Origin of the sequence: Nostoc sp. CMAA1605 (assembly GCF_021596505.1) — a bacterium.
GTDB lineage: Bacteria > Cyanobacteriota > Cyanobacteriia > Cyanobacteriales > Nostocaceae > Trichormus.
The window spans coordinates 1-26,105 of record NZ_PJIZ01000059.1 but is presented as its reverse complement, the minus strand read 5'-3'; the positions used below and the strand labels follow the sequence as shown (position 1 = coordinate 26,105).

Annotated in this window: 23 protein-coding genes and 2 pseudogenes; 16 read left to right on the top strand and 9 right to left on the bottom strand. The window is 39.4% G+C overall.

What is annotated here, in order from left to right:
• Nucleotides 1-47 precede the first annotated feature (47 nt).
• Nucleotides 48-2,036 carry a DNA sulfur modification protein DndD gene (gene dndD / locus CV014_RS19055; RefSeq protein WP_236143460.1) on the top strand — a complete coding sequence of 663 codons (1,989 nt, stop codon included), beginning with the start codon at nt 48-50 and terminating at the stop codon, nt 2,034-2,036.
• Between the two features lie 153 nt (nt 2,037-2,189).
• Here dndD and CV014_RS19050 read toward each other — a convergent pair whose 3' ends face one another.
• Together CV014_RS19050 and CV014_RS19045 are read right to left on the bottom strand one after the other, a co-directional pair.
• A complete protein-coding gene (locus CV014_RS19050; RefSeq protein WP_236143459.1) occupies nt 2,190-2,651 on the bottom strand; it encodes a peroxiredoxin in 462 nt (153 codons plus the stop codon).
• Between the two features lie 595 nt (nt 2,652-3,246).
• Entirely contained in the window at nt 3,247-4,884 is a 1,638-nt protein-coding gene (locus CV014_RS19045; protein ID WP_236143458.1) for an MBL fold metallo-hydrolase, read from the bottom strand.
• 770 nt (nt 4,885-5,654) lie between these two features.
• On the opposite strand from CV014_RS19045, the gene CV014_RS19040 reads away from it, so the two are divergent.
• From CV014_RS19040 to CV014_RS19030, 3 genes are all read left to right on the top strand, one after another.
• Nucleotides 5,655-6,245: a ParA family protein gene (locus CV014_RS19040; protein WP_236143457.1), complete on the top strand. Its 591-nt coding sequence runs from the start codon at nt 5,655-5,657 to the stop codon at nt 6,243-6,245.
• The gene (locus CV014_RS19035; RefSeq protein WP_236143456.1) at nt 6,242-6,520 is read left to right on the top strand and encodes a CopG family transcriptional regulator; all 279 of its coding nucleotides are present in this window, start codon (nt 6,242-6,244) and stop codon (nt 6,518-6,520) included. Before CV014_RS19040 ends, CV014_RS19035 begins: the two co-directional genes overlap by 4 nt.
• Nucleotides 6,521-6,810: 290 nt before the next feature.
• Nucleotides 6,811-7,749 carry a DUF4351 domain-containing protein gene (locus tag CV014_RS19030; RefSeq protein WP_236143455.1) on the top strand — a complete coding sequence of 313 codons (939 nt, stop codon included), beginning with the start codon at nt 6,811-6,813 and terminating at the stop codon, nt 7,747-7,749.
• Here the strand turns inward: CV014_RS19030 and CV014_RS19025 are convergent, their stop codons facing one another.
• Nucleotides 7,750-8,292 carry a GerMN domain-containing protein gene (locus CV014_RS19025; protein ID WP_236143454.1) on the bottom strand — a complete coding sequence of 181 codons (543 nt, stop codon included), beginning with the start codon at nt 8,290-8,292 and terminating at the stop codon, nt 7,750-7,752.
• A gap of 233 nt (nt 8,293-8,525) precedes the next feature.
• On the opposite strand from CV014_RS19025, the gene CV014_RS19020 reads away from it, so the two are divergent.
• Nucleotides 8,526-9,986 carry an integrase gene (locus CV014_RS19020; RefSeq protein ID WP_236143453.1) on the top strand — a complete coding sequence of 487 codons (1,461 nt, stop codon included), beginning with the start codon at nt 8,526-8,528 and terminating at the stop codon, nt 9,984-9,986.
• 153 nt (nt 9,987-10,139) lie between these two features.
• A complete protein-coding gene (locus CV014_RS19010) occupies nt 10,140-13,541 on the top strand; it encodes a PAS domain S-box protein (RefSeq protein WP_329608401.1) in 3,402 nt (1,133 codons plus the stop codon).
• Here the strand turns inward: CV014_RS19010 and CV014_RS19005 are convergent.
• Nucleotides 13,538-14,116, bottom strand: coding sequence for a Uma2 family endonuclease (locus tag CV014_RS19005; RefSeq protein WP_236143452.1), 579 nt, complete (start codon nt 14,114-14,116; stop codon nt 13,538-13,540). The two genes, CV014_RS19010 and CV014_RS19005, sit on opposite strands and share 4 nt — an antisense overlap.
• 256 nt (nt 14,117-14,372) lie before the next feature.
• On the opposite strand from CV014_RS19005, the gene CV014_RS19000 reads away from it, so the two are divergent.
• Nucleotides 14,373-14,627, top strand: coding sequence for a hypothetical protein (locus CV014_RS19000; protein WP_236143451.1), 255 nt, complete (start codon nt 14,373-14,375; stop codon nt 14,625-14,627).
• 114 nt (nt 14,628-14,741) lie between these two features.
• On the opposite strand, the gene CV014_RS18995 is transcribed toward CV014_RS19000, so the two are convergent.
• The 3 genes from CV014_RS18995 to CV014_RS18985 all read right to left on the bottom strand — a co-directional run bounded on the left by CV014_RS18995 (nt 14,742) and on the right by CV014_RS18985 (nt 18,099).
• Entirely contained in the window at nt 14,742-15,284 is a 543-nt protein-coding gene (locus CV014_RS18995) for an REP-associated tyrosine transposase (protein WP_236143450.1), read from the bottom strand.
• A gap of 318 nt (nt 15,285-15,602) precedes the next feature.
• On the bottom strand, nt 15,603-17,714 hold the full coding sequence (locus CV014_RS18990; RefSeq protein ID WP_236143449.1) for an SUMF1/EgtB/PvdO family nonheme iron enzyme: 2,112 nt from the start codon (nt 17,712-17,714) through the stop codon (nt 15,603-15,605).
• Nucleotide 17,715: 1 nt separating this feature from the next.
• Nucleotides 17,716-18,099, bottom strand: coding sequence for a Pepco domain-containing protein (locus CV014_RS18985; protein ID WP_236143448.1), 384 nt, complete (start codon nt 18,097-18,099; stop codon nt 17,716-17,718).
• Nucleotides 18,100-18,246: 147 nt separating this feature from the next.
• Here CV014_RS18985 and CV014_RS30680 point away from each other — a divergent pair, with 147 nt between their 5' ends.
• Genes CV014_RS30680 through CV014_RS18975 form a run of 3 tightly spaced genes read left to right on the top strand, consistent with a single transcriptional unit; the run spans nt 18,247 to nt 18,937 of the window.
• On the top strand, nt 18,247-18,426 hold the full coding sequence (locus CV014_RS30680; protein ID WP_416233431.1) for a DUF6888 family protein: 180 nt from the start codon (nt 18,247-18,249) through the stop codon (nt 18,424-18,426).
• Nucleotides 18,423-18,686, top strand: coding sequence for a DUF6887 family protein (locus tag CV014_RS18980; RefSeq protein ID WP_236143447.1), 264 nt, complete (start codon nt 18,423-18,425; stop codon nt 18,684-18,686). Before CV014_RS30680 ends, CV014_RS18980 begins: the two co-directional genes overlap by 4 nt.
• Nucleotides 18,686-18,937 (top strand): type II toxin-antitoxin system RelE family toxin, encoded by a 252-nt coding sequence (locus CV014_RS18975; protein ID WP_236143446.1) that lies wholly within the window; start codon nt 18,686-18,688, stop codon nt 18,935-18,937. The genes CV014_RS18980 and CV014_RS18975 overlap by 1 nt, the downstream gene beginning before the upstream one ends.
• On the opposite strand, the gene CV014_RS18970 is transcribed toward CV014_RS18975, so the two are convergent.
• Nucleotides 18,909-19,181 carry a HigA family addiction module antitoxin gene (locus CV014_RS18970; RefSeq protein WP_236143445.1) on the bottom strand — a complete coding sequence of 91 codons (273 nt, stop codon included), beginning with the start codon at nt 19,179-19,181 and terminating at the stop codon, nt 18,909-18,911. The genes CV014_RS18975 and CV014_RS18970 overlap by 29 nt on opposite strands.
• Nucleotides 19,182-19,348: 167 nt before the next feature.
• Here CV014_RS18970 and rsmA point away from each other — a divergent pair, with 167 nt between their 5' ends.
• The 3 genes from rsmA (at nt 19,349) to CV014_RS18955 (ending at nt 21,662) form a co-directional block, all read left to right on the top strand.
• On the top strand, nt 19,349-20,167 hold the full coding sequence (gene rsmA, locus CV014_RS18965) for a 16S rRNA (adenine(1518)-N(6)/adenine(1519)-N(6))-dimethyltransferase RsmA (RefSeq protein ID WP_236143444.1): 819 nt from the start codon (nt 19,349-19,351) through the stop codon (nt 20,165-20,167).
• Nucleotides 20,168-20,213: 46 nt separating this feature from the next.
• Nucleotides 20,214-21,158, top strand: a complete 945-nt coding sequence (gene ispE, locus CV014_RS18960) for a 4-(cytidine 5'-diphospho)-2-C-methyl-D-erythritol kinase (RefSeq protein ID WP_236143443.1) — start codon at nt 20,214-20,216, stop codon at nt 21,156-21,158.
• 168 nt (nt 21,159-21,326) lie between these two features.
• A complete protein-coding gene (locus CV014_RS18955; protein WP_236143442.1) occupies nt 21,327-21,662 on the top strand; it encodes a DUF3082 domain-containing protein in 336 nt (111 codons plus the stop codon).
• Between the two features lie 94 nt (nt 21,663-21,756).
• Here CV014_RS18955 and CV014_RS18950 read toward each other — a convergent pair.
• Nucleotides 21,757-22,598, bottom strand: a pseudogene (locus tag CV014_RS18950) (response regulator).
• A gap of 1,437 nt (nt 22,599-24,035) precedes the next feature.
• On the opposite strand from CV014_RS18950, the gene CV014_RS18945 reads away from it, so the two are divergent.
• From CV014_RS18945 to CV014_RS18935, 3 genes and pseudogenes are all read left to right on the top strand, one after another.
• Entirely contained in the window at nt 24,036-24,338 is a 303-nt protein-coding gene (locus CV014_RS18945; protein ID WP_236143441.1) for a HetP family heterocyst commitment protein, read from the top strand.
• Between the two features lie 121 nt (nt 24,339-24,459).
• Entirely contained in the window at nt 24,460-25,299 is an 840-nt protein-coding gene (locus tag CV014_RS18940; protein ID WP_236143440.1) for an indole-3-glycerol phosphate synthase TrpC, read from the top strand.
• 481 nt (nt 25,300-25,780) lie between these two features.
• Nucleotides 25,781-26,105: pseudogene (locus tag CV014_RS18935) on the top strand (hypothetical protein); the annotation flags it as partial.

Below are 26,105 nucleotides of genomic sequence, written 5' to 3'. Positions count from 1 at the left end.
TGCTGGTAAACAAACAAAACCCCCAATAAGGGTTACATTATAGATTAATGATATTCCTAGAACTGGTATTACAAAACTTTGGGCCTTACTCTGGTAAACAAGTGATTAACCTTGATACTAGAAGTGAAGAAAACTACCGTCCAATTATTTTATTAGGTGGCATGAATGGTGGGGGTAAAACCACTCTCATGGATGCTATTCGCCTAGCTTTGTATGGACAACGCGCCCAGTGTTCTACGCGTGGTAATTTGAGTTATAGTGATTTTTTGACTCAATGCGTTAATAGTAAAGCCACACCTACAGATAAAACTCGTATTGAATTACTTTTTGAACATATTGAAGATGATAAGCCAGTTAAATATCGGATTGTCAGGACTTGGGATAAAAATCCTAAAGATGGTAAGGATACGTTAGGAATTTTAGGTGATGATGATACCTGGCCTGTTGATTCTCTGGTAAATATTTGGGATGATTATATAGAAAATTTACTCCCGTTAGGTATTTCTAATCTATTTTTGTTTGATGGGGAACAAGTTAAAGAACTCGCAGAACAGGAAACACCACCACCAATTGTAGTCGAAGCTATTCGGGGACTTTTGGGTTTAGAATTGGCTGATAGGTTAGCTGTAGATTTGGAAATTTTAGTTAACCGTAAACGTAAGGAAATTGCTGATACTAAGGATTTAGCTAATTTAGAAGAAATTGAAGCTAAATTAACGCAATATCAGGAAAACCATCAAGCAATTCAAGCAGAATTAGCAACGCTGAATGATTTAATTGCAGAACTAGAAAATAAGCAGCGAGAAGCTTTAGATAAGTTTATGTCTGAGGGTGGTAAAATTGCTAGCGATCGCAGTCATTTAGAACAACAGCAAAAAGATAAAATATCGACAGTAGAAACCCTCAGACAGTCTATGTGTGAATTAGCTGCTGATGTTTTACCTTTAGCACTCATCCCCCATTTACTTAACCAAGTTCAAGTGCAGGGAGCAAAGGAATTTCGCTATCAACAAATTCAATTATCTAAGGATGTTTTAATTGAACGAGATAGACGTTTAATTAATTGGCTAAGTCAACTAACTATTGATTTAGAACAAGTAGAAAAAATTCAATATTTTCTGAAAGAAGATACGGAGAATTTATATACAAGTAACTCCCCATCAGAAGCACCTTGGTTATTAGCCGATGAAGAAAGTTTGAGTCAATTGGATAATGTCAGTTATCATCTACAGAATGACCAAAAATTAGCTCAACAGCAGTTAACTAATTTGAAATCTGTAGAAGAAGAAATTATTACTTTAGAAAGACAAGTACAAACAGCCGCAGAACCAGAAGCATATCAAAAACTCAGGGATGCGGTAGAAGATGCACAAAAGCAGGTGATTCAATCTAAGGCTAAAGCTGAAATTACCCAACGTAAATTAACAGAATTAGATGATGTAATTGCACAAACAAAGAAAGAGTTAAAGGAATATACTGATACAAATATTGATAGAAAAAATCGAGAACATATCATTGCATCCGTTGGGAAGGTGCAAGCAACCCTCAAACTATTTCGTGAAAAATTAACTTTGAGAAAACTGAATAAATTAGAGGAGGAAGTCAAGCATTGTTTCCTCTATCTGCTACATAAATCTGATTTGGTGCGTACCATTACCATTGACACTAAAACCTTTAGCCTATCTTTATATGATTTCAAAGGTAAACCAGTCCCGAAACATCGCCTGTCTGCTGGGGAAAAACAACTACTAGCGATCGCTTTCCTCTGGGGACTCGCCAAAGTATCAGGCTTTCGTCTACCAGTAGCAATTGACACACCCCTTGGTAGACTCGACTCCTCACACCGCAACAACCTAGTGGAAAAATACTTTCCCTCAGCTAGTCATCAAGTTATTTTGCTTTCCACGGATACAGAAATCGGTAAAAAAGAAGTCGAAACACTACGCAAAAATGAAGCGATCGCCCGTGAATACCTCCTCAAATACGATTCTTCCACCCGCGAAACCACGGTTCTGGAAGACCAATATTTTTGGTAGCAGATGGGGATTGGAGACTGGGGACTGGGGACTGGGGATTGGGGAAGCAGGGGGAGAAAACCGATCACTAATAACTAGTACACTCCCCACTCCCCACTTAGCACTCAACACTCACAACTCAGCACTCAGCACTCAGCACTCAGCACTCAGCACTCACTTTGCTGCAAGCTGTTGCAGTGTTTTCAACGCTTCGTCAACGTGTCCTTTAAAATTCAACATGGAGTCAAATACATACTGTACAGTTCCTTGCTGGTCGATGACGTAAGTTACCCGACCAGGGAACAAGCCGAAAGCCGCAGTTGCACCATATAGCTTGCGTACTTTGTCGCCTTTATCGCTTAAGAGTGTAAAAGGGAGGTTATATTTAGCTGCAAATCGCTGGTGAGATTCGCTAGAATCGCCACTCACACCAATTACCTCAGCACCGACACCTTGAAAAACCTCATATTGGTCACGGAAAGCGCAGGATTCTGCTGTACATCCTGGTGTTTCGTCTTTGGGGTAAAAGTACAACACTACGGATTTTTTACCTCGAAAATCGCTCAGACTAACTGTTGAGCCATTTTGATTCGGTAAAGTAAAATCTGGGGCAGTGTCTCCAACTTTAATAGACATAGATACTAACTAAATAGAATTTGTGTACATTTATTAATTATTTGCTAAAGTGTCCTGAATCAGACACCAACCGTATGTACGGTTATCTGTAAATATTCTGTTGAGAGCATAACAGGACTAAGTGCGATCGCTAGCTAACAATGAAGCTTCAAAACCCCGCTAAACTGCCGAAGTGTATGATTTTTAGTTCTGAGGAAGGTAAATTTTATATTTTTTTAAGTATTTTCAGGGATGACAAATCCTGATTGATGGTATGGCTACAGTCTAATATTTAGATTTCTCAGTAGATAACGAGAATGAAGCAGTTATAAAGAACTGATGAAAATCATATTAATTCTACTTATTATAGTGGTCAAAGAGGGATTTAGGTTTTAGAATCGAATCGTAATCAACTATACAGAACAAATTATAGTCTACCATCTATAGTTACCCCCTGATCGCTGAAGCAACGCCATCAGGGGGTATTAATTTTTTGGTCAATAGTCAATAGTCAATAGTCAATAGTCATTAGTCAATAGTCATTAGTCAATAAGACTTCTTCTCCCTTGTCTTCCCCTCACACCCCTACACCCCTACACCCCTACACCCCTAATTCCTATTGATTCTCTTCAAAAGCGGGACAATAACCTTCTAGTGTAACTCTAAAGTTATATAAAGGAGAGGCGGGATTCCAGCAGCGTTGTCCTCTTTGGTGTCGGCAGGTTCCGCAGCAGTCAACGTCGGGGATGATATAGCGATCGCTGTTTTGATTTAAGAGTTCTCTGGGTGTTAATCCCCTCAATACTAATTCTTCTCCTTGCCAACGGGCTTCGATTAATCCAGTATCGGCAAATTGTCGCCAACGGGGATCGCCGGTAACGGCATCAGGTAGGCTAATGTTGATGACTGTATCTAATTCGGTGACTTCACCTTGATAATTTGCTTCTGGGGCGGCTGGTTGTAAAAAGGTATCGCCAATGGGCAGTTCTACCGTTGTACCAGCTAGGGGGGAATGCAAATGATAGCGGTTTTGTAACTCTTCTAAACTGGTTAAGTCTGCTAAATAGGCGGCTGAACCATGTACAAAAACGACGTGTTGCGGGCGTAAGTTATGAATTAACTGGGTTGTTCCAGGCCCGTCGCTATGCTGTGCTAGTAAGTAGCTTTCTATGGTTGTGGGTGCGGCATATTTTTTTCTGACGCTGACATCAATTTTTTCTGGTAGTAATATTAGCCAATTGCCTGTTTCGGCTCGGCAGTATTGGCTCAAGTCTGCTGTGATATCTGTGAGAATAATGCAGGGTGATTTGCCTATCTGATTTCGATGTTCTGTTTGTAACCGCCGCACACGGGGACGGACTCTCTCATCCCAAAATAAGGGTTGATGACGGGCAAAGTTTTGGACTGATGATGGTAAGTAAGGTAATAGTTCCAGATAAGCATCACATCCTCTAGCTACAGCACCATCTACCCAAATATCTAAATCTCTGCCTGTGAAATGGTGATGAGAACGTAATAACATTAATAGTTCTTGCCCCAAACCTAATGCGGGTGTGGGTAACAGTACAGAATTACCATTCGCGATCGCGCGATTGATGCGTTCGGCGAGTTGGTTTTCTTGATGACGGCGGTGGGGATGGCGAGATGTGCCGTATGTCCCTTCCACAATCAGCACGTTGACATCTGAACCCCGCAATTCTTCTAATCGTAAACCTTCTACTAATCGAGAGTTGGATAGGAAAAAATCTCCTGTGTATAGGACTTTATATACACGCTGGGCTGTGGTGTATGTGAGGAGAATTGCTACAGCCCCTGGTAAATGTCCGGCGGGAAAGAGTTCTACGACTAGCCCTTTTTGTAATTCAATGGGCGATCGCAATGGTAAGGCTTGGCAAAACTGGGGGATTTTTTCTTGTTCTAACCAATTTAAAGGCAGCAGCTTGCTGGTTACTTCACTGGCGCAAATGGGTAAACTAGGGAAGACTTGGTGTAATGACAGTAACCCCCTAGCATGGTCTGGGTGGGCATGAGAGACTAAAACTAAATCTGCTGGTAGCTTTGACGATGGCGATACATTTTTTTGTAAGGACGAAATGTCCGCTAAACCACAGTCTAGCAGGATGCGATGTGGCCCCATCCGCACCAACAGGCATACACCCTCATCTTGATGCTGAACACTGTAAGGAAAGCACTCCAATTCTGTTGTTGTTTCCTCAGTGTCAGCTTGGGAGTACGCTGACAAATTATCCCTCATTTTTTTCTCCCATCCAATCTCATTATCTTTGACATTTCCCAAAAGCCAACATTGCTAAGAGTTTTGCTTTTGTAGCTTAGGGGTAAGTTTGACATTTTGCCTCTCAACCCTAAAGAAATGGATTGTTGATTGGGGAGGATAGCTTCTGCAAACGCTCACTGGTTGGGAAACCCTGATTAAAATAAACCTCAGTTTAAAGGCGCAGAGGAACTGGCCTTTAACCTTGAGTGATCAATGGGCAGAGCCATTACCGTGATAGTTATCAGAATCATAAAACCCATTTTTCGTCCCAAAGAATAGGCACGAGATACTAAATATAACGGTTAACCCAACGAGAATCAGCTTTACATCCATTGGTTTATTACCCTCTCATCAAGACTTTCTTATATTAATAGCGCGATTTTGTGATCTAGCTGAATCACTAGAAAATCTTTAACTATGCTTGGGTTGATGAAGCAATAAGTAGATTTACTACTTTCAGTCAAATTGTAAAACTTTTCAGATCCCCTGTCTATCAACGTAATACGCCTTTACAAAGCCGTCTTGGCTTTAGAGATTTATCTACTTAGTAATTTATTGTATTAATTTAATTTACACACTACATTTTACTGAATAAATTTTAAGTATTAAATATCTATACATGAAATATCAGTAGTTAAATATTTTATTTACTGTTATTTTAACTACAAAACATCTAAAAATTTAAATATCTAGATGTTTAAACGCTTAGATGTGCGACAATCAGAAAATTATTTCCATTGCAGAATGAAATGATTATTACGGTGGCGGCTTTCAAAGGTGGTGTGGGTAAGTCAACAACCGCCTTACACTTAGCTACATATTTCCAAAATCAAGCTGATACCCTTCTGATAGACGGTGATTTAAACCGTATCGCGTTAGATTGGTCAAATCGCGGTTCTTTACCATTTAAGGTGGCTGATGAGCAGCAAGGGGTAAGTTTAGCTAGGCTTTATGAGCATATAGTCATTGACACCCCAGCGCGTCCAGATATAGATGAGGTAACAACCCTAGCTAAAGGATGCGATTTATTAGTTATTCCGACTACTCCAGATGCGATCGCTTTAGCTGCAACGTTACAAATGGTAGATTTGCTGAGAAATTTAAAAGTAAAGTATAAAATATTGCTAAATATCATTCCACCACATCCCAATAAAGCCGGAGAAGAAGCAAGAACAACCTTATTAAATGCAGGCTTACCTGTGTTTAAATCTGGAATTCGACGATTAGCTGTCTTTCAACGTGCGGCTTTAGAAGGTGTGCCGGTGAATTTAGTCAAAGATGCTTACTCACAAATAGCTTGGCGGTGTTACACCGCAGTAGGGAAGGAGATTTTACCGTGAATAATAAGAAAAAAACTAGTCGTTTTGACGATTTAATTGATGCGGCGCGCAGTCGTCAACAGCGAGATCAGCCACAGCCAACATCAGATACACCCACTTCTACCACTAAAAGCACAGATCCAGCTTATGCGCGGACAACTATCTACTTACCTAAGCAACTCCATCGCCAATTAAAAGCGGCGGCGGTAGCGCAGGAGAGACAAATGAGTGATATTGTGGCTGAACTTGTAGAACAGTGGTTAAAAAAGACGGGAAGTGAGGATACAGGCGGATGAATGAAAAAGCAGAGGAGCAGGGAGCAAGGGAGCAGGGGGGAGAAGCAAGCTATAAAATTCAAAATAAAACAAGGCTTTTTTCAGACTTTTCACGGGATCTGGAAAACCCCTCTCCAAACCTCTCCCCGTGTCGGGGAGAGGCTTTAACTTTTCCCCCTTCCCTACTAGGGAAGGGGGCTAGGGGGTTAGGTTTTGCGTTAACTTCTCCACATAACGTGAAAAGTCAGAGGCTTTTTTAGATGATTTAACCCGCATCATCACATTTTTCAATCTATGCCAATTTAAACAGAATGACGCGCTTTATACATGACAAATTCGCAAAAGACTATCTTGAGGAACTACTCAAAGAGTATGGAGAAATCAAGACATCAGAAAAAGTTGCAGGCGAAATCAAAGAAATCGATGTTTTATTCGTTCCTAATCAACAGCTAAACGCTAATTTACAAATTCTAGGTTTACTAGGAAGATTTGCTCAAAATCCTGCAATTATAGAACCATTCCGCAATCCAGCATCCACCGATGAAATCTGTGATTGTATTCTCAAATTGTTGGAAATTAAAGCTTTGCTAAGACGAGAAGCTAAGGCCAATAAAACCAAACTTCAAGACTCAGAAATTCCTCAATTGTGGGTTCTCACTCCCACAGTCTCGGAAATGAGATTATCCAGCTTTGGAACGGTACAAAAATCAGATTGGTTAACAGGAGTACATTTTCTTCCAGATGCGCTAAGAACGGCAATTGTCGCCATACATCAACTACCACAAATACCGGAAACACTATGGTTGAGGCTTTTGGGTAGGGGAAACGTGCAATCACAGGCAATTATAGAACTGCAAGCGTTACCATTAAATCATCCATACCAGAGAGCAACACTGGAACTAGTTTATAACTTGCGCGAAAATTTAAAAGTCAATCAAGAATTAGAAGCGGATGATAGGGAGTTAATTATGCGATTAGAACCACTGTATCAAAGAGATAGAGAACAAGCCAAAGAAGAAGGAAGACAAGAAGGAAAGCAAGAAGGAAAACGAGAAGGAAGACAAGAAGGAAAGCAAGAAGGAAAGCAAGATTTAATACTACGCCAACTTAATCGCCGGATTGGTGAAATTGATGCTTCATTCATCGAGCAAATTCACGAATTATCGCTTGAACAGTTAGAGAATCTGGGAGAAGCGTTACTAGATTTTGCTACTGTTGCTGATTTAGCAGCTTGGTTTAACCAAAAATAACTAAAGTACAATTTCTTCGCCCTTATTGGTAAAGCGAACTTCTTGAATTTTCCATTGAGAATTACTAGTAAGTGTTTTGCGGAGACTACCAAAAAGGGCAAATTGTTCACAGCTAGAAAGAGAGGCGAATTGACGTTTAGATTGGGGTGCAAGTCTTAAATCAATGGTAGCAACACCATTTTTAACTCTGACACGATAACCAGATACGCTAAAATCAGCCGTGTCTTGTTCTTCTATAATTCTACCTACGGCATTAGTTAAGGGTTCTGTGGCTGGTACTGTGACTTTTTGCGGGACAAATTCCTGGCACTGGACATCACTAGTATATAAAGTGACATTTACTGTCTTACTAGAGATAGCTTTTGAGGTGTCGTTGGGAGATTGAACGCCGTTGGATTTGGCTCTTAGTTGAGCCATGCTTTGGTTTGGGGTGCTAGATATACTATTTGGTGTTGTGCTGGCTTCTGGGAGGTTGTTGGTGCAGCTAGAGGTGGTAGCTGCGATCGCGGCGATGATTAATGGTAAAAAATATCTGGAACTCATAATCTATAACTTTAATTGTGTATCTTCTTTCTTAACTTCAGTTTTACTACTATCTATTCCGCAGAAAATCCCATACTTTCTATCTTAATTTTACTACTTTAATATTAGTAAGAATGTAAAAATAATCTTATTCTAGAATATAGAATATACATAATTTGAGTATGGTGTGACACACTCTCAAGTGTTCTACGCACTGAAATCTCTATCTTATCTAATGTTTTCTAGTCTCTATTATGCCTGCAAATACTTTTAACCCCCGCAATTCTGAATGGGAAGGTATACCGATTGAACAATGGGATGCTTCTAAGTGGAAGCTATGGAAACCTAAACATTCAAGTGCTGATGAACTAGCTAAGTTAGAACGTGAATATCTCCGCATTAAATACGCTGTTCAACAAGCTAATACAGCCTTGTATTTAGATAGAGTCAAGATTAAATTAAAACTCACCAGTCCTAAAACTATCGGACTACAGGGTACTTTCCCTTGTAAACCTGGAGACATTGGTAAACAAGGTAGTCCTAATAAACAATACACAATCTCTTGTGGTTTGACTGCTAACGATGCAGGCGTAAAAATGGCAGTATTAAAGGCTAGAGAATTAGATTTATTATTAATTACCAAACAATTTCAATGGACTCCAGAGTTACTGGGTAAGCAAGCGCAGAGAATAGAACCCGTAAATCAGGGTATATCAACAAAAATGATTGCGGAGTTAATTCAAGACTATGAGCGAGAATTCTGGAAGACTCACGAACAGAATAGGCGTGGTATTAAAACTTGGGAAAGTCATTATCTCCGACATCTAAAAAAACTCCCTCCAGATGTTCCGTTATCGACACAAGCCTTAGAAGAAGCTTTAGAAAAAACTCGTCCCAATACATCATCACGGTTTTTCTTAGTATGGCAACTCAAAAAATTCTGTGATTTTTGTGGTTTTGACGAATCTAAAACTATTTATGCCTATGCTACTGCTAAACCCCAGCCAACTATCCGCAAAATTCCTTCAGATGACGAAATCATTCAAGGCTATTTACAAATAGGTATGCCGTTATCAGTATACACAAGTAAAGATAATCTGACACAGCCAGAACAATGGCAATGGGCTTATGGAATGTTAGCGACTTATGGCTTAAGACCTCATGAACTTTTTGCCGTTGATGTAGAGGCATTTATCAACCCCAATAATACATTTAATTTAGTGAATTTGAACCCCAGTTTGACGGAAGGAACAAAAACAGGTGAACGCAGTTGTGGGATTCCTCCCTTGCATCCTCAGTGGGTGGAATTATTTCAGCTAAAGAATATTAGATTACCTTTTAATGAAGGTAAGTTGAGTAATCGAACAGCAAAACTTTACGTCCGATTTAGGAATAGTAATTTAAATTTTAGACCTTATGATTTGCGCCACGCCTATGCTATTCGTGGGCATCGCTTACGTGTGCCAATTAAAACTATGGCCGATTACATGGGGCATAGTGTGCAAGAGCATACCAAGACTTACCAAAGATGGATGAATGAAGATACCAATTTAGAAATTTATAAGGAGGTAGTGATTCATCGACAAGGTACTTCTAAGGAAGCTCTGAAGGAAAGAATTAGCGAATTAGAAGCTGAAATTTTAACTTTGAAAGCCGAAAACGCGACATTAAAACAGTTGTTAATTAAACATCAAATAGGAGAAATATTAAGTTAGAAATAGTGTTTAGTCTTGCAGCAACAGGAAAAAGAGGTACTGTATCTTGAATTTTATGGCTATTTGCAAACTGCTGTATAGCTTTCTAATAACTAATGACTATTGACTATTGACTTGATGCTATGAGCCAGAGATTGGGAAACATAGATAGTGATGTTACCAGCAAACTCTGAATCAGGAAGTGGCGCAACTATGGCTGATCATCTGATAACCGTAGATAGAAATACGTATGAAGCTCTACAGGAGGAGTTAAAACAGCTACGCCAACTAGTAGCAGATGAGGAGCAGAAAGTCAGCCAAGAACAGATGCGCTTATTTATGGAATATACACCGGCAGCGATCGCAGTTTTTGACCGAGAAATGCGCTACTTGTTGGCTAGCCGTCGTTGGCGGGAAAATTTAGGCTTAGGTAATCAAGATATTATTGGCCATTCCCATTATGAATTCTGCTCGGAAGTCTCCTCATTTTGGCAGACAATTCACCAACGTTGTTTGAGTGGCGCGATCGAAAAATGCGATGAAGATGCTTTTATTCGCCTGGATGGCACCACTGACTGGGTGAGGTGGGAAATACATCCTTGGTACGAACATTCGGGCGCGGTGGGCGGTACAGTGATGTTTACGGAAGTGATTACTAAACGTAAACAAGCAGAGATAGCTTTAGCCAATAGTGAACGACGGTTGCAGGATATTGCCAATAATTTACCAGGAGCAATTTATCAATTTACATATTGTGATGGTGTTTGGCGAATAGATTATGTTAGTGATTTTATTTGGGAATTGGCTGGAATTACTGCTTTAGAAATGATGGAGGATATAGACTGCTTTTTTGCTCTTATCCATCCAGAAGATATTCAAAGCACGATTGCTTCTATTATGGAGGCTATCGAAAATGTGACTCCGTGGCATTATGAGGGACGCTTGGTAAAGCCTAATGGTGAGATTCGTTGGTGGCAAGGCGACTCAACTCCTACGAAAAATCATCAAGGGGAAGTCATCTTTTGTGGTGTCATGTTAGATATCACGGAACGCAAACAAGCAGAAGCCGAACTCAAACGCTTAAATGAAGAATTAGAAACCAGAGTTGAGGAACGAACAAAGGCTTTATTGGAGAGTGAAGCAAGATTTCAAAGATTAGCAGACAATGTGCCAGGAATGCTCTATGAATTTCATCTCCAACCTGATGGTACACAGTTTTTTTCCTATGTTTCATCTGGATGTCAAGAAATTACGGGTAGAAGTGCAGAAGAGTTAGAAAATGATTCATCTATATCTCTTGCAGATATTCACCCTGAAGATTTGCCTGATGTTCAAATTGCAATGTCTCTTTCTGCTCAGACTCTGCAAAAGTTTGAACATGAGTGGCGTGTCATTACTACTACTGGCGAACAGAAATGGGTGAGGGCAGTTTCTAAACCAGAACGCCGCCCAGAGGGAGAAGTGGTTTGGTATGGTTATCTTCTAGATATTACCGCACAACAAGCTGCGCTACGCGATCGCCAACAAGCAGAACAAAAGCTACAACAGCAGGCGCAATTCTTACAAAGTATCTGGGAAGGTGTAGATTACGGTATTTGTGTTTTGGATGTTTTGGATGATGGCGCAGACTTTCGGTTGGTGAAATTTAATCCTGCCATGTTAAAAAATAGCCTCATGCCTTTAGAAGCTTGCTTGGATAAAAAAATTACTGAGGTGTTCCCTGAAGAAATGGCTAATCGCTATCTTCAACACTACAAAGATTGTATTCAATCGAAAAAAAGCATATTCTTTGAGGAATCTTTCTGCTATGAAGAAGTAGATACTTGGTGGTTGATTAATGCTACACCTCTTTGGGATGATAATTCTCGCATCTCTCAAATTGTTGTCACATCAACAGAAATTACCGAACCTAAAAAAGCTGAACAAGAACGCCAATTATTTGTCTCAGTCATTGAAAATAGTAGCGATTTTATTGGTTTTGCAACTCTTGCAGGCAAACCTATATTTCTGAATGAAGCTGGTAGGAGAATGGTGGGTTTAGAACATCCATCATTCCCTGAAGACTTAAAAATCTCGGAATTCTTTTTTCCAGAAGATAGAGAATATGTCCAGCAATCTATAATTCCTAAAGTTATAAAATATGGTATGTGGGAAGAAGAGATTCGCTTCCGACACTTTCAAACCGGAGCAGTGATTAATGTTGATTACAATATGTTCATTCTGAGGAATCCAGAAACGAACGAACCTTTGTATTTTGCTACTATTACTCGTGATATTCGAGAACGTAAACAAGCTGAAGCCGCACTGCGAGAAAGTCAACATTTAATTCAGCGCATTGCTAATTCTACGCCTAATCTGATCTATATTTTTGATTTAGAAGAACAACGTAATGTTTACGCCAACAGAGAACTTTATAGTCTGGTTGGCTATTCTGTGGAAGAAGTGCAGGAGATGGGAGACAAGTTACTCTTCAATATTCTACACCCAGAAGACTTAGGCAAAATCGCCATTTATCACCAAAAATTCCTCACTGCTAATGACGGTGAGATTGTAGAATTTGAATTTCGTGTTCAAGATAAGAATAATGAATGGTGTTGGTTATACAGTCGAGAAACACCTTTTAATCGCAATGCTGATGGTAGAGTTAAGCAAATTTTAGGGGTATCAACTAACATCACAGAACGTAAACGAGCCGAAATAAAATTGCAACAACAAGCTGAAAGTTTAGAAAATACTGTGCGGGAATTGCAACTTACCCAAGCTCAACTGATCCAAAGTGAGAAAATGTCTTCATTGGGTAATATGGTTGCAGGTGTAGCTCATGAGATTAATAATCCTGTTAACTTCATTCATGGTAATTTAATTCCTGCTAGTGAATACGCCCAAGATTTGCTGCGCTTAGTGGCACTGTATCAAATATATTATCCTTATCCCCCAGAAGAAATTCAAGAAACATTAATTGATATTGAATTTGATTTTTTAAAGGAAGATTTAGTTAAACTTCTGAAATCTATGCGTGTCGGAACTCAGCGCATACGTGAAATTGTTCTATCACTCCGTAATTTCTCTCGTTTAGATGAAGCAGAATTTAAAGACGTGGATATTCATGAAGGCATTGATAGCACTTTGATGATTTTACATAATCGCTTGAAATCTAAACCAGACCATCCAGAAATTTTGGTAATTAAGGAGTATGGTGAATTACCTCTAGTGGAATGCTACCCTGGACAGCTTAATCAGGTATTTATGAATATTTTGAGCAATGCTATTGATGCTTTGGAAAGCTTATGTATGAGTGAACAGGGACAAATTACAATTCGGACTGAAGTTATTTATAGTAATTGGGTGAGAATTAGTATTGCAGATAATGGTACGGGAATTCCTTCCACAGTGGTTTCCAAGTTATTTGACCCTTTCTTCACTACTAAAAGTGTAGGTAAAGGTACAGGTTTGGGTTTATCTATTAGTTATCAAATTGTGGTTGATAAACATAAGGGCAAATTATATTGTCATTCAGAACCAGGAAATGGTGCAGAGTTTGTGATTGAAATCCCCATCACTCAAGCAGCAGGTTAATTCCAAACTATCCCCAAATCTAAAATAAATCCTGGTAGGATATCTTCTCCTGATAGTTGGGTAGGGCTATCAAGAATTTCTACTGGCTGATTTTGACGATAAATTTCTACTTGTTTGGTTTGGGGATTAATTAACCACCCTAACTTTACTTGGTTATCCATATATTCCCGCATTTTGGCTTGAATTTCTTCTAAGTCGTCGCTGGGTGACATTAACTCCAATACAAAATCTGGTGCTATTGGGGGGAATTTCTTTTGTTGTTGTGGTGTGAGTGCATCCCATCTAGCTTTTTTTATCCACGCTACATCAGGAGAACGATTTGCACCGTTGGGTAATTTAAAACAGGTGGAAGAATCGAAACATACACCTAATTTGGCTTGGCGATTCCATATACCAAATTCAACATCAATTTCAAAATTACGGTTTCCTGTTTCTCCGCCTGTGGGTGGCATAACTATGATTTCTCCTTTAGCATTGCGCTCAAATTTAACTCCAGGATTTTCTTGACATATTTGGTAAAACTGCTCGTCATTTAGTTGAATAATCCGGTTGAGGTTGAATGTAATTGCTGTCATTTAACTTTGCTCCTAGTCTAAATTTTTACCTCAATTAAGCTTAGTCTCTGGAGTGGTTTTATTAAAAATTATTGTAAATATTATACATAATTTATTTCTCAAAAAATGGATAATTCCTAACAGAAATTATTGACTTTATGTTTGACAAGTATAAATTTATACTTTATTATTTAAGCATGATAAAGGCGATCGCCCAATCCGGTCAAGAAGAAAGCGATCGCCGTTATCTAGCCCCTCTAACAAGGAGATAATTACAATGATGGCACAGTTCACACAATACTTGCAGAGTGCAGATATAGATACACTCAACCTCAATCAATCTTCTACACAGCCAGTTCCCCAAAGAGACAAGATTAAGCATCTGCTCATCGGTTCTCCCCAAGCCGTTACTAGTACAATTCGCTATTTGCAGGTAATTGGTTACGCTAGTGTGGGTGATTGGAGTCCACTGTTACCGATGGCTAACCAAGGTGAGGTGATGAGTATTTTAATCCGGCAAATTTTCATCTAATAACTTAGATTTAGAGGCGTTGCATTGCAACGTCTCTACAGTGCTTTTTCACTTCCTAACCACAAATTCAAAGTCTCTCTCGTTGCAGGCTACCGTGTACACAAGTTTATTTCATCATAGTCCGGTTTCTTTAGGAGATTCTACAAATAGACGGTAACTGTCTAATGAAACAAAGTGCTGCAAAACTTTATCACTTTTGATGATTTCATGATTGTGAGGCACTATATATTCTGAATAGCTGGAAAATTCCCAGTCTTGAGGACTTTTCACTAAATTAGCATTAACTGGGTTTAAATGAATGTATCGAGATAGGTGTAATAAATATTCGTTACTATCTATGTGTATAGATTGAAAACGCCCTTGAAATAACGAACCAACTCTCTTAAACCGTTTATTTATAGCTTTTGTATAAGCCAACATAAATGGCTGCATTAAGTTTGATAAATTATCTATGTTTAGGTAAACCAATAAGTGATAATGATTTGGCATCAAGCAGTAAGCAACTATTTCTACACCCTTATTTACAAGGTGTCTTTCCATGAGACGTAGGAAGTATAGGTAATTTTGACGCTCAAAGAATATCGCTTCGCGGTTATTACCTCGATTGTAAATGTGGTAGTAGTTGCCCGCTTGAAACTTTACATCCCGAATTGGCATTTGATTATATAGTTCTTCTCACTACATTTATATCTTTGCCAATTAGCGATCGTCATCCGCGATACCCGCGAGAAACCAGAACTTTTAGGTTCCCGCGCGAAGCCAGAAACCGGGTTTCTTTTAGGTTCGCTGCAACAATATCGGGTTTCTTAGCGAGAAATCCGGTTTCTTAAGGCCTCGCGATTAAATTTGGTGTATAATAGTTTTGATATCTAGACACCAGATTTTGAAAAAAAATATTTTTCCGCCTGACGGCGGGGGAGTAAGAAGGGAAAAGAATAAGAAGTGCAGAGGGCTAAAGGTCAAAAGTGTAAAGTGCTAAGAATTCCTCGCCGCAGCACCAACGCACACCACCCGAAAACCGCCGTCGCTGTTGACGTAACCGGGGTTGATCCTGTTGCGATTAGCAGAACGGCAATCCCCAGGAAAGCTGTACGACGAACCACCGCGCAGCACTCGCAAGTTATTATTGCTACCTGTCAACCACGCACTACCATCTGTCGGCGCGCCCTGGTAGCTATTATTATAGAAATCTTGACACCATTCCCATATATTACCACACATATCATATAATCCGAAAGCGTTCGGCGGAAATATTCCGACATTTGTTGTTTCTTTACGATATTCACCTTTAGGTGCTGCACCGTAAGGATAGTTACCATCATAGTTAACTAAATCTGTAGTGATGGTTTCCCCAAAATAAAACGGTGTGGTTGTTCCTGCACGACAGGCGTATTCCCATTCCGCTTCGCTGGGTAGCCTGTAGGTTTTTCCTGTCTTCTGACTCAATTTCTGACAAAATTCTACTGCATCATCCCAACTGACTTGCTCTACAGGTCTTTTATCACCTTTGAAGTTGGAAGGATTTGTTCCCATAATGGCTTGATACTGTTCCTGGGTAACTGGATACTTCCCCATGAAGAAGCCGGGAACTCTCACCTGATGTTGGGGACTTTCATCTAAGCCTTGGTCTTTCTCGCTTTTCGGTGAACCCATCATAAATGTTCCCCCTGGTATCTGCACCATTTCTAAGGTGACACCATTCCCCAAGTTTTCTGCAAAATATTTTGCTGTCCGGTTTTGGCGGTTGGTGATTTTCCCTTGTGCGTTTACTGTCACTACTTCAAATGAAAAGGTTTGTAAGGTGTCTTTTGGTTCTGGTTCTGGCGGTTCTGGAACTGTACCTGACTTAGACTGTTGTTGAATTGTAATAGGTTGAGGTTGAAACGGCTTCTTAATTTCATCTAGCTGATTCTCAATTTCATCTAGCTGATTCTCGGTATGCTGTAGCTCAGTTTCCTCCTGCTGAAGTTGCTTTTCTAATTGAAACTTTCTACTAGGATCAGTCTCAATAGCTAAAGCTTTTCTAATCGCGTCAACTTTCTCACTCCGAGTTTCCCATTCTTGCTCAAGTCTATTTCGTTTGTTTTCCAGTCGGCGTTGTTTACCTGGAATTGTGGGATTTTGGGGTTCTTGTGGGGTTGGTTCTGGCGTTGGTTGTGGAGTTTGAGAATTCATCGGACTATGTTGCTGTTGTGCAATTCTTTTGAACGCATTCACCGCTTCCATATCATTTCCTAAAGCAGCCGCTGACACCCGAATCCATAATTTTTCTGCTAAATCTAGATTTCTGTTGACTTCGGCTTGGTAAGCATCATTTTTCAGTGTGGCGATATCTGCTAGGGTGGCGTGTTGCGGTACAAGTATGAGATGAGATTTAGTTACAGGTTCAGCAATAATATAAGGTGTTTGCTTCTTATTTATATGCTGACGCACCAATTCCGGCACACGAAAACTGAGATACTGATTTAACCTCTCAACCGTGGCACATTTACCCTGAATTCCCAACCCTTCCAATAACGCACAGGTAAAAGCACCTTGCTCTAATGCTGAAATCTCATAAGAATACTCCTGGGGACTACAGGAAAATATACTAATAACTCCTTGTTGACGCGCTTCCTCTGCTGTTTGTCTCCCGATACCTTCGCCAGCACGAGTTCCCAAACTGCGACAAGCATCTAAAATCAAGACAACATTATCCGCACCACACCGACGCAGGCGTTCAGTCACTAAGTTAATAGAAATGGCTGTATTTTCAATATCTTCTGGGTCGCCATCACTAGGCATGAGATAATCTCTTCCAGCATGGCGGATACCATGTCCACTGAAGAAAAACCAAAAGTTATCACCCGCACCCAAACAAGGAGTGTCAAATAACTGGCGCAAGATTCGCAGTAAATTAGTGCGGGTGGGACGAGTTGATTTACCGCTAACATCAGGGGAATCATCAGAGAAGAAGTAGACTTTCTCAAACCCCGCCTCGTTGCGGAGAAAATTCTGCATTAACATTGCATCCCGCTTGGCATAATTTAGCGGTTGCAAATAATCATACTGGTTAACACCGATCGCGATCGCTAAATTCTTCGCCATTCTATTTTGGTTCTTGTCGCCTAAATACTAGCTTAATCGCGCCTTTTCCGCCTGCTTTGGCACCGTTACCGATTAGTTTAACTTCACCTTCAGCACTAATTTCTACGGATAACTCAATCTCGTCTAGCTGCATTCCGTTGTTCGTTTTGGCTTGCTGTTCTGCACGACTAAACAAGCGTCCGACTACTTCTAGGAAGTGTGTCATTTCTTGTTCTAATTTCTGGGTGCTGACTTTGACTGCATCGCCTACGCTTTTGGTGGTTTCTGTGGTTTCTTCTCGCCAACTGCGGGTATTACCAGTTATACCTTTAGTCCCTTCGGTAACTGTAATTTGCGGTGCTTCGTCGGTGACTATCCAAATGCTGTCTGAGGATGTGTCTGTCATTTTTTTAGTATTTTTGCATAGTAATTATGTGTAGGATTTTCTCACGCAGAGGCGCAAAGACGCAAAGAGGGAGAGGAAGGGCGATCGCTGGTGAGGCATATTCTAGTAGGATGAGTGATTAGCGATCGCTGCAATTGACTATAAATTATGCAAGAGCCAACGGCAGAACAAGCAAAAGAGCTTTTTAGGGTCTGCTACCATTTGACTAATATGTACTGCTCAATTCACTTGGTGAGAATAGATGAAACTACTAACCGTATTTACATCCTAGCTGGAGATGAAACTCAATTAGAAATACTCCCTAATGGTAGTGTGAGGTATTTATGACCAAGCCAAATTTTGCAGCGATGACGAAGCAAGAGTTAAGAGCTTATGTTTTAGAACATCGGGACGATAATGAAGCTTTCTATGCGTTAACTCGCAAGCTCAGAGAAGAACCAGGAATTGAAATAAATTCAATGGAACATTTGCAGCAGTTGATTGCAGCCAAGCGTGACAAAATCGATATACAGGATGCTCACGCAGCTTTAGAGTCAGCATCAGTCAACACCATATCTTTTGAAGACCTGAAAAGGCAATTAGGATAGTGAGCTATCAAGTACAAGTTTTATCGACAGTTGTGCAGCAGATTCAGAGACTCAATTCTCAAGTGCAACAACAGGTGATGAAAAAATTAGAAGAGTTAGCATTTAACCCAATTCCAGAAGGAGCGAGAAATTTGGCGGTTGGGGAAAATTTATATTTAGTTGTTATCAATGAGTATCGAATTGTTTATCACATCCAAGAACCAGCTTTATTAATTACCGTCACTAAGGTTGCTCATTCTCAAGATTATTAAATTTACTGTTGTGGTATAGCTCCCAATTTGCTTGCAGGTTCACCCAAAAATCTGCACTATTTCCCCATAGTGCTGCTAACTTTAATGCAGTGTTAGATGTGATTCTAAGCTGTTCATTTATCTGCACATTGGGAATATCAATTATTTGAGCAAGTTCATCTGGTAATATTCCCAAAGGCTCTAAAAAATCTTTGACTAAAATTTCCCCAGGATGGGTAGGAGGACGATATTTTGGTAGTCTCATTGCTCGTTAATTTCAGGCGATCGCATCAAATTTCATATCACATAAAATACTTAATGTCAATACTAAAATCAACAAAAAGCCCGAAAAACTGCCCTAACAAAGTAAGCAAAAAGTAAGAAATGGCTTTTTAGTCAAATGCTAAGATTTAGATGTAGCAAGGAAAAATAATGGTTCGACCGCGCAAGCTATTTGCTCAACATTGGCTCAAAAGTGATAAGGTTTTGGATGCGATCGTCAAGGCGGCTGATTGTAGTACAAATGACCGTATCCTAGAAATCGGCCCCGGTACAGGTATTCTCACCCGCCGTTTACTACCTTTAGTACAGTCTTTATTAGCTGTCGAAATTGACCGCGATTTGTGTAAATTATTAGTGAAACAATTAGGGAGTAAAGACAACTTTATCCTACTGCAAGGTGACTTTCTCACATTAGATTTAGCCACCAACTTAACAGCATTTACCAACTTTCAAAATCAAAATAAAGTTGTGGCGAATATACCCTACAATATTACCGGGCCAATTATTGAAAAACTCTTAGGTACAATCGCCAATCCAAACCCCACACCTTTTGAGTCAATCGTGTTACTAATTCAAAAGGAAGTCGCGGAAAGATTATATGCTAAAGCCGGCTCAAAAACCTTTGGTGCATTGTCAGTGAGAGTTCAATATCTAGCTGAGTGTGAGTTAGTTTGTCACGTCCCCGCCAGCGCATTTTATCCACCACCAAAAGTAGATTCCGCCGTTGTTAGGTTACGTCCCCGACAAATAGAAACACCCGCCAACGACCCCAAAAAATTAGAGAATTTACTTAAGTTGGGCTTTGGTGCAAAACGCAAAATGCTCAGGAATAACCTGCAATCTGTCATCGACCGCGATCGCCTGAGCCAATTACTGGAACAATTAAATATAAACCCCCAAGCCAGAGCTGAAGACATCAGCACACAGCAATGGGTAGAATTAGCCAACTTGTTGACGGTTGACAGTTGACTGGGAAACCCAAAAGTAGTCCCCACTCTTGAATTTTGAATTGATCATGCGTAGTTACAGTTTAATTGCTCCCGCCAAAATCAACTTGTATTTAGAAATCATCGGCGACAGACCAGATGGTTATCATGAGTTAGTCATGATTATGCAGAGTATCGACCTCGCCGACAAAATTGAACTAAAATCCATCAGCAGTGACACGATTCAAGTACATTGCAACCATCCCCAAGTCCCAACAGATAAAAGTAATCTCGTATATCGCGCCGCCGAACTCATGGCGAAAAAATTTCCCGAAGCTTTCGCTAAATACGGCGGAGTCGATATCACCCTCCACAAGCACATACCAGTAGCAGCCGGCTTGGCGGGAGGTTCAACCAATGCAGCAGCAGTTCTAGTTGGAATAGATTTACTCTGGAACTTGGGACTAACTCAATCAGAACTTGAAGAACTCGGCGCGACACTCGGCTCAGATATCCCATTTTGCATCGCAGGCGGGACAGTCATTGCCACAGGAAGAGGAGAAAAACTTTCACCCCTGCCGAGTTTAGATCATATATATATAGTATTGGCTAAATATCGTAGTCTCGAAGTATCCACAGCTTGGGCATATAAAACCTATCGTCAAGAGTATGGTAGTGGCTATCTCAAAGATACCAACGACTTAGCAGCACGAGCCGCCGCCGTTCATTCCAGTGCAATGGTTAAAGCTATCTTAGATAAAAATGCCACAGAAATATCTCAACAACTGCACAATGATTTAGAGCGTGTAGTCTTACCCGCCTATCCCCAAGTTACACAACTACGAGAACTATTTGCAGCTCAAGCCGGTGTTATCGGAACAATGATGTCTGGTTCTGGCCCTTCAGTCTTTGCTATCTGTGCATCTCAAACAGAAGCAGAACAAGTTAAGTTACAAATTAGAGAAGCAATTCCCGACGAAGATTTAGAATTATTCGTGACTCGCACAATTGCACAGGGAATTCAGGTGGCTTGAGTGCTGAGTAATGAGTAATGAGTAATGAGTAATGAGTAATGAGTAATGAGTAATGACTATTGACTATTGACTATTGACTATTGACTATTGACTATTGACTATTGACTATTGACTATTGACTATTGACTATTGACTGATGACTATTGACTATTGACTAATAACTAACCTATGACAGAACAAAACACGACACCAACCACAGATACAAACACACAAGTTACAGCTAGTCCGTTACGCTGTCTTACAGGGTCAATTATTTCTGGCGTAATGGGATATGGCTCGTATTCTCTCATGATTGCGATCGCTACAACCTTCGCACAAAAACCAGTCCATTCCGACAACCAACTAGTCATCAAAATTACCTCCGCCGTTCGTACTCTAGTAGTGGGTATCGTCGCCTTGGGATCTGGGGTATTTGCTATAGTAGCCATTGGTTTACTTGCTTTAGGAATACAATTACTATTCCAAAGCTTCACCAAAGAAAAACGACTAATGACTAATGACTAATGACTAATGACTAATGACTAATGACTAATGACTAATGACTAATGACTAATGACTAATGACTAATGACTAATGACTAATGACTAATGACTAATGACTAATGACTAATGACTAAAGGTAAACACTTCCCCCACTGAGCTTTTTTCTCATATTGAGAAGATTGTTGCTGCTTTCTCCACGCCTTGGGGGTAAACCATGATGTTGGCGAAATTGACGAGAAAAATGACAGGCATTTTGATAACCTAATGCTGTAGCCACCTGCTCAATCGTCTTATCAGTATTTTTGAGTAGGGGACGCGCTGCGGCCATGCGACGCTGGAGAATCCAACCGTTGACAGTATCTCCTGTTTCCTTCGCAACACGATTAGTTAAATAAGCTGCTGAATAACCAACCGCTTCTGCTACATCCGATAGCGTAATTCCTTCATGATAATGAGCCTCTATATAATCAAACACTTCCTTGAGATGAGGTATTGATGGGAAAACAAACTCAGGCTCAAGCACCAGAGACTCAGAATTTAGTTGAGATTTACCCGCATACAAGTATTTAAATAAAGCTTGCTTTTCTAAACGAACTGCGATCGCTCTTAGTAACTCTTCTATGGTCGAGGGTTTGGTAATATAGTCGTCAGCACCTAATTCCATTCCCTTACGGATAGCTGCCTTATCATCACTACCAGTCAGAAAAATAAAGGGAATAATTGCTGTTACAGGTTCTTGACGCAGATTGTTTAAAACATCATATCCGTCCATGTCCGGCATGATAATGTCACAAATAATGAGGTCTGGTAAATGTTTTTGTGCTTCCTTAATTCCCTCAGCACCGTTTTCAGCACCAATTGTTTCAAAACCTTCCGACTCTAAAATATTTAAAAACAGATTGCGAGTATCAGTTTCATCTTCAATTACAAGGATTATTATCGATGACTCTTGTATCATTTTTTCATCACCAATAGTTGTGGTCGGTAACAAGTTACTAAAACCTACTAAAGTTTTGATAACAAAGAAAAATAATTATCTTAGAAATACATCTATGTCAATTTTGCCATTTCGATGAGACAAAAATGTCAATACCTTTACCAAAGTTTAATGAATACTTGAAATATATATGGTGAAATCATTTTTATTTTTAAATTTAAAATTTATTGATTATATTGTTTGCTAATCAATTTTACTTTCTCTCTTTTCAAGAGACAATCAACAAATCTGAAAATAAATTTAGCATATCATTTCAAATAATAAAGATAATAACCTCTGTGTGTTTACAGATTACAAAGAATGACAATTTCATCAATCATAGATGAGTTTTAGAAGATACAAAAGAGTGTTAATTTCTTCTTCATAGGGATTAAACTACATAAGAATATACCCAGTCATCTGCCGATGGAAGTACATTTTTTAGAGTATATACCTGAGTTAGAGTGAGGTATCTACCTTAAGAAATAAAAAATATTAAGACAAAAGGTATTTTGCTATACATAAAATATTCATTATTAAATTTGAGAAAAATTTAGCCTAAAAAAAATAGTAATGAATTACTAAATAGATGGAAATGAAAGTAACAAAATATTCAAGATATTCAATCTCAGCCATATTTTTTTACTGATGTTAAAAATACAAGATTTTTTATTGTGATAAATAATGGTATAATTGCTTGTCGCGCATATTTACTTTCAATTAGAGACAAAAATTAACGGTAATCCAAAACCGAAAAAAAAGATATATCTAGCAAAATAATAATCATATATCTACTGCACAAGATTGAGTAATCTTAGCAAAGAAGCTGCTTCTGCAAAACGGTTCATTTTTAGGAGTCGGGTTAGCTATATAGATATTTATTCAGCAGATAAAAATACTAACTAGTGAAATCCACTCCTATTTTTAAGAACTATTTGCAGCAATTTGCTGATTCAACTGTGCTGTAGTGTCAAAATTTTTGAGTTGAGATAGGGAAACAAGCCAAATCAGGAAGCTCTCAAGCAACACCTCCGGTAAGGTATGTTAATACTCCATACGCCCTCCCACATACCACAACAAATCATCCTATGATTTGCAAATTCACGTTCTCATCTAAACTTTGGGGATATTCTATATATCTCTCCAGACACTACACTCAATGATAGACAGGAATGCTGACCGTGAAAAATGCTCTTTATCCATCTACTTACAATCATCAAAAGTCAGCCAAAATCATCATCAAACTACAGGTTGTATTCAGCTAACAAGATAATCCTTCACCTAAAAGCAGCACCCAATTAATGGGAATAAGCATCTACCATCAATTCCATAAATTTCAAACATCCTCTAACAGCACTTTATCTGACCATCTTTTAAAAAAGTCTTGTAATCAAGACTGAATCATCATCAGGGAAAAATATGTATCAACAAAACACCAGTTGTCATTCACAGAATGTCAAAAAAATAAATAACGAACAAATAGAACAGATTATCAAAGCTATTATCGCTGGAAAGTATTCCTGGGCTTGCGTTTTACTGCTACGGTTCTTCGGCTATAATCCTATGGAATATATGCCATATCGCACTTATATCCGATTACTGAAAAACAACTGTTTAAACAAAAAAGCAACCACCCAAACTTCAGAGAATCAAGAAATTTTTCGTCTGCAATCAAACTGGATGCCAAATCAAAGGGTAGTGGATATAGAACACTATGTTTAACAACAGGAGGTAAGGAGAAAAATCAAAAGTAAAGGGTAAAAAGATTATTATTTACTTTTGATTCAACTTCTGTACACTTCAAACCTAGTTCGTCAGAGTTCTGCTATTTTAAATTTGGAAAATGTACCCAGTTAGTGCCGTTAACATCACCAGTTTACAACCAATGCTCAGAGAGATTGTTTGGCAGAAAAAGCAAGAAGTATCTCAGCTACACCAACAAATGTCTTTAGCTTCACTACAACGCCAGTTAACAGCTGCGCCAACCGTGCGAGACTTCTGCACTGCTTTACAACAAAATCTCCATAAACCCAGCCTGATTGCAGAAATTCAAAAAGCTTCACCCAGACGTGGAATCATCCGTACAGACTTTGATCCTATCGCGATCGCCCAAGCCTATGAAAGAGGTGGTGCAGGTTGTATTTCCGTAATTACCGACAGATCCTTTTTTCATGGCAGCTTTGAAATTTTACGCATCCTTCGTAAACGTATTGCATTACCCTTACTATGTAAAGAATTTGTCATTGATCCCTGCCAAATTTATTTAGCACGCGCCGCCGGTGCAGATGCAATCTTGCTAATGGCTTCCATCCTCACAGATAGGGAAATACAGGACTTTTTACGCATCATTCACTATTTGGGAATGAATGCTGTAGTAGAAGTACATACCTTAGTAGAACTAGATAGAGTGCTGAAGCTAGAAGATGTCCGCATCATCAGTATTAACAACCAAAGCCTCGCAGACTTCTCCATTGATTTGAGTACAACTCAAAACATACTTGCCCAAAGGCGATCGCAATTACAAGACTTAGGTATCATCGTAGTCGTAGAATCGGGACTATACACACACGCTGACTTATCACTCGTAAAGCAAGCAGGTGCTAATACAGTCATCGTAGGAGAATCTTTGATGAAAGAAACAGATATCGAAAAAGCTGTGCAGCTTTTATTGAAAGGGGTGTAGAACTATGGGGTTGCTGTGAAATCGAAAAATGACGGAAAATTTTTGCGGCTGAATCAGGAATTACTTCTAGACAAATTGTAGTAACCATTACTTATCTCAGCGAAACCCTGACCCCTGGAACACCCAGGGGTTTTTATTTAGGTAGTCAATAGTCGTTATACCAATTCACTAAAATTCTGATATAGATCCAAACCCAGAAACCTTTGTCGAGTCAGGATTTATCAATTGCGTTAGCGTCTCGGAGAGAAGTCCATTGCGTTAGCGGAGCGGGGCTTTAGCCCATTGCGTTAGCGTAGCGGGACGTTAGTTCATTGCGAATTGCGAATTGCGAATTGCGAATTGCGAATTGGTATTAGTTCTGCCCCCAATTTCCCAATTTAATTAAACGTAATATAAAGATTGAGGAAAGTTTGTGAAAATCTATGTAGTCTAAACTATAGTCAGCATCAGTATATTTAACAAGCATTCAAGGTAAAAGAAGATGAAGTGGCGAAATTGGTCATTACATCAAACATTAATTCTCAGTGCATTACTCACCTACAGTTGGATAAACCCAGGTTTAGCCCAAACAGATAAACCACTGACTCGCGCAGAAGTTTATAAAGTTATTAAAATTGTTGAACTCATCCTGCACAATCAAACTCACCGACGTGCAGAACTTAAGGATGTCATCGTTCCTAAAGATGCAGTTAAAACCGGAGCCAGTTCAGAAGCCCAATTATTTTTTAATGATCAATCTTTAATTAGGGTAGACCAAAGCAGTGTATTTCGTTTTGAGCCTGGATTACGTCGCTTTAAACTGCGTA

Coding starts and splice junctions, on each gene's coding strand:
- CV014_RS18980 (WP_236143447.1), top strand. CDS start 18,423: ATGACCAAGCCAAATTTTGCAGCGATGACGAAGCAAGAGTTAAGAGCT.
- CV014_RS19045 (WP_236143458.1), bottom strand. CDS start 4,884: ATGAGGGATAATTTGTCAGCGTACTCCCAAGCTGACACTGAGGAAACA.
- rsmA (WP_236143444.1), top strand. CDS start 19,349: ATGGTTCGACCGCGCAAGCTATTTGCTCAACATTGGCTCAAAAGTGAT.
- CV014_RS19025 (WP_236143454.1), bottom strand. CDS start 8,292: ATGAGTTCCAGATATTTTTTACCATTAATCATCGCCGCGATCGCAGCT.
- CV014_RS19005 (WP_236143452.1), bottom strand. CDS start 14,116: ATGACAGCAATTACATTCAACCTCAACCGGATTATTCAACTAAATGAC.
- CV014_RS19020 (WP_236143453.1), top strand. CDS start 8,526: ATGCCTGCAAATACTTTTAACCCCCGCAATTCTGAATGGGAAGGTATA.
- CV014_RS19040 (WP_236143457.1), top strand. CDS start 5,655: ATGATTATTACGGTGGCGGCTTTCAAAGGTGGTGTGGGTAAGTCAACA.
- CV014_RS18955 (WP_236143442.1), top strand. CDS start 21,327: ATGACAGAACAAAACACGACACCAACCACAGATACAAACACACAAGTT.
- CV014_RS18995 (WP_236143450.1), bottom strand. CDS start 15,284: ATGCCAATTCGGGATGTAAAGTTTCAAGCGGGCAACTACTACCACATT.
- CV014_RS18970 (WP_236143445.1), bottom strand. CDS start 19,181: ATGAGACTACCAAAATATCGTCCTCCTACCCATCCTGGGGAAATTTTA.
- CV014_RS19030 (WP_236143455.1), top strand. CDS start 6,811: ATGACGCGCTTTATACATGACAAATTCGCAAAAGACTATCTTGAGGAA.
- CV014_RS30680 (WP_416233431.1), top strand. CDS start 18,247: ATGCAAGAGCCAACGGCAGAACAAGCAAAAGAGCTTTTTAGGGTCTGC.
- CV014_RS19000 (WP_236143451.1), top strand. CDS start 14,373: ATGATGGCACAGTTCACACAATACTTGCAGAGTGCAGATATAGATACA.
- CV014_RS18945 (WP_236143441.1), top strand. CDS start 24,036: ATGTATCAACAAAACACCAGTTGTCATTCACAGAATGTCAAAAAAATA.
- CV014_RS18985 (WP_236143448.1), bottom strand. CDS start 18,099: ATGACAGACACATCCTCAGACAGCATTTGGATAGTCACCGACGAAGCA.
- CV014_RS19010 (WP_329608401.1), top strand. CDS start 10,140: ATGTTACCAGCAAACTCTGAATCAGGAAGTGGCGCAACTATGGCTGAT.
- CV014_RS19050 (WP_236143459.1), bottom strand. CDS start 2,651: ATGTCTATTAAAGTTGGAGACACTGCCCCAGATTTTACTTTACCGAAT.
- dndD (WP_236143460.1), top strand. CDS start 48: ATGATATTCCTAGAACTGGTATTACAAAACTTTGGGCCTTACTCTGGT.
- CV014_RS18990 (WP_236143449.1), bottom strand. CDS start 17,714: ATGGCGAAGAATTTAGCGATCGCGATCGGTGTTAACCAGTATGATTAT.
- CV014_RS18940 (WP_236143440.1), top strand. CDS start 24,460: ATGTACCCAGTTAGTGCCGTTAACATCACCAGTTTACAACCAATGCTC.
- ispE (WP_236143443.1), top strand. CDS start 20,214: ATGCGTAGTTACAGTTTAATTGCTCCCGCCAAAATCAACTTGTATTTA.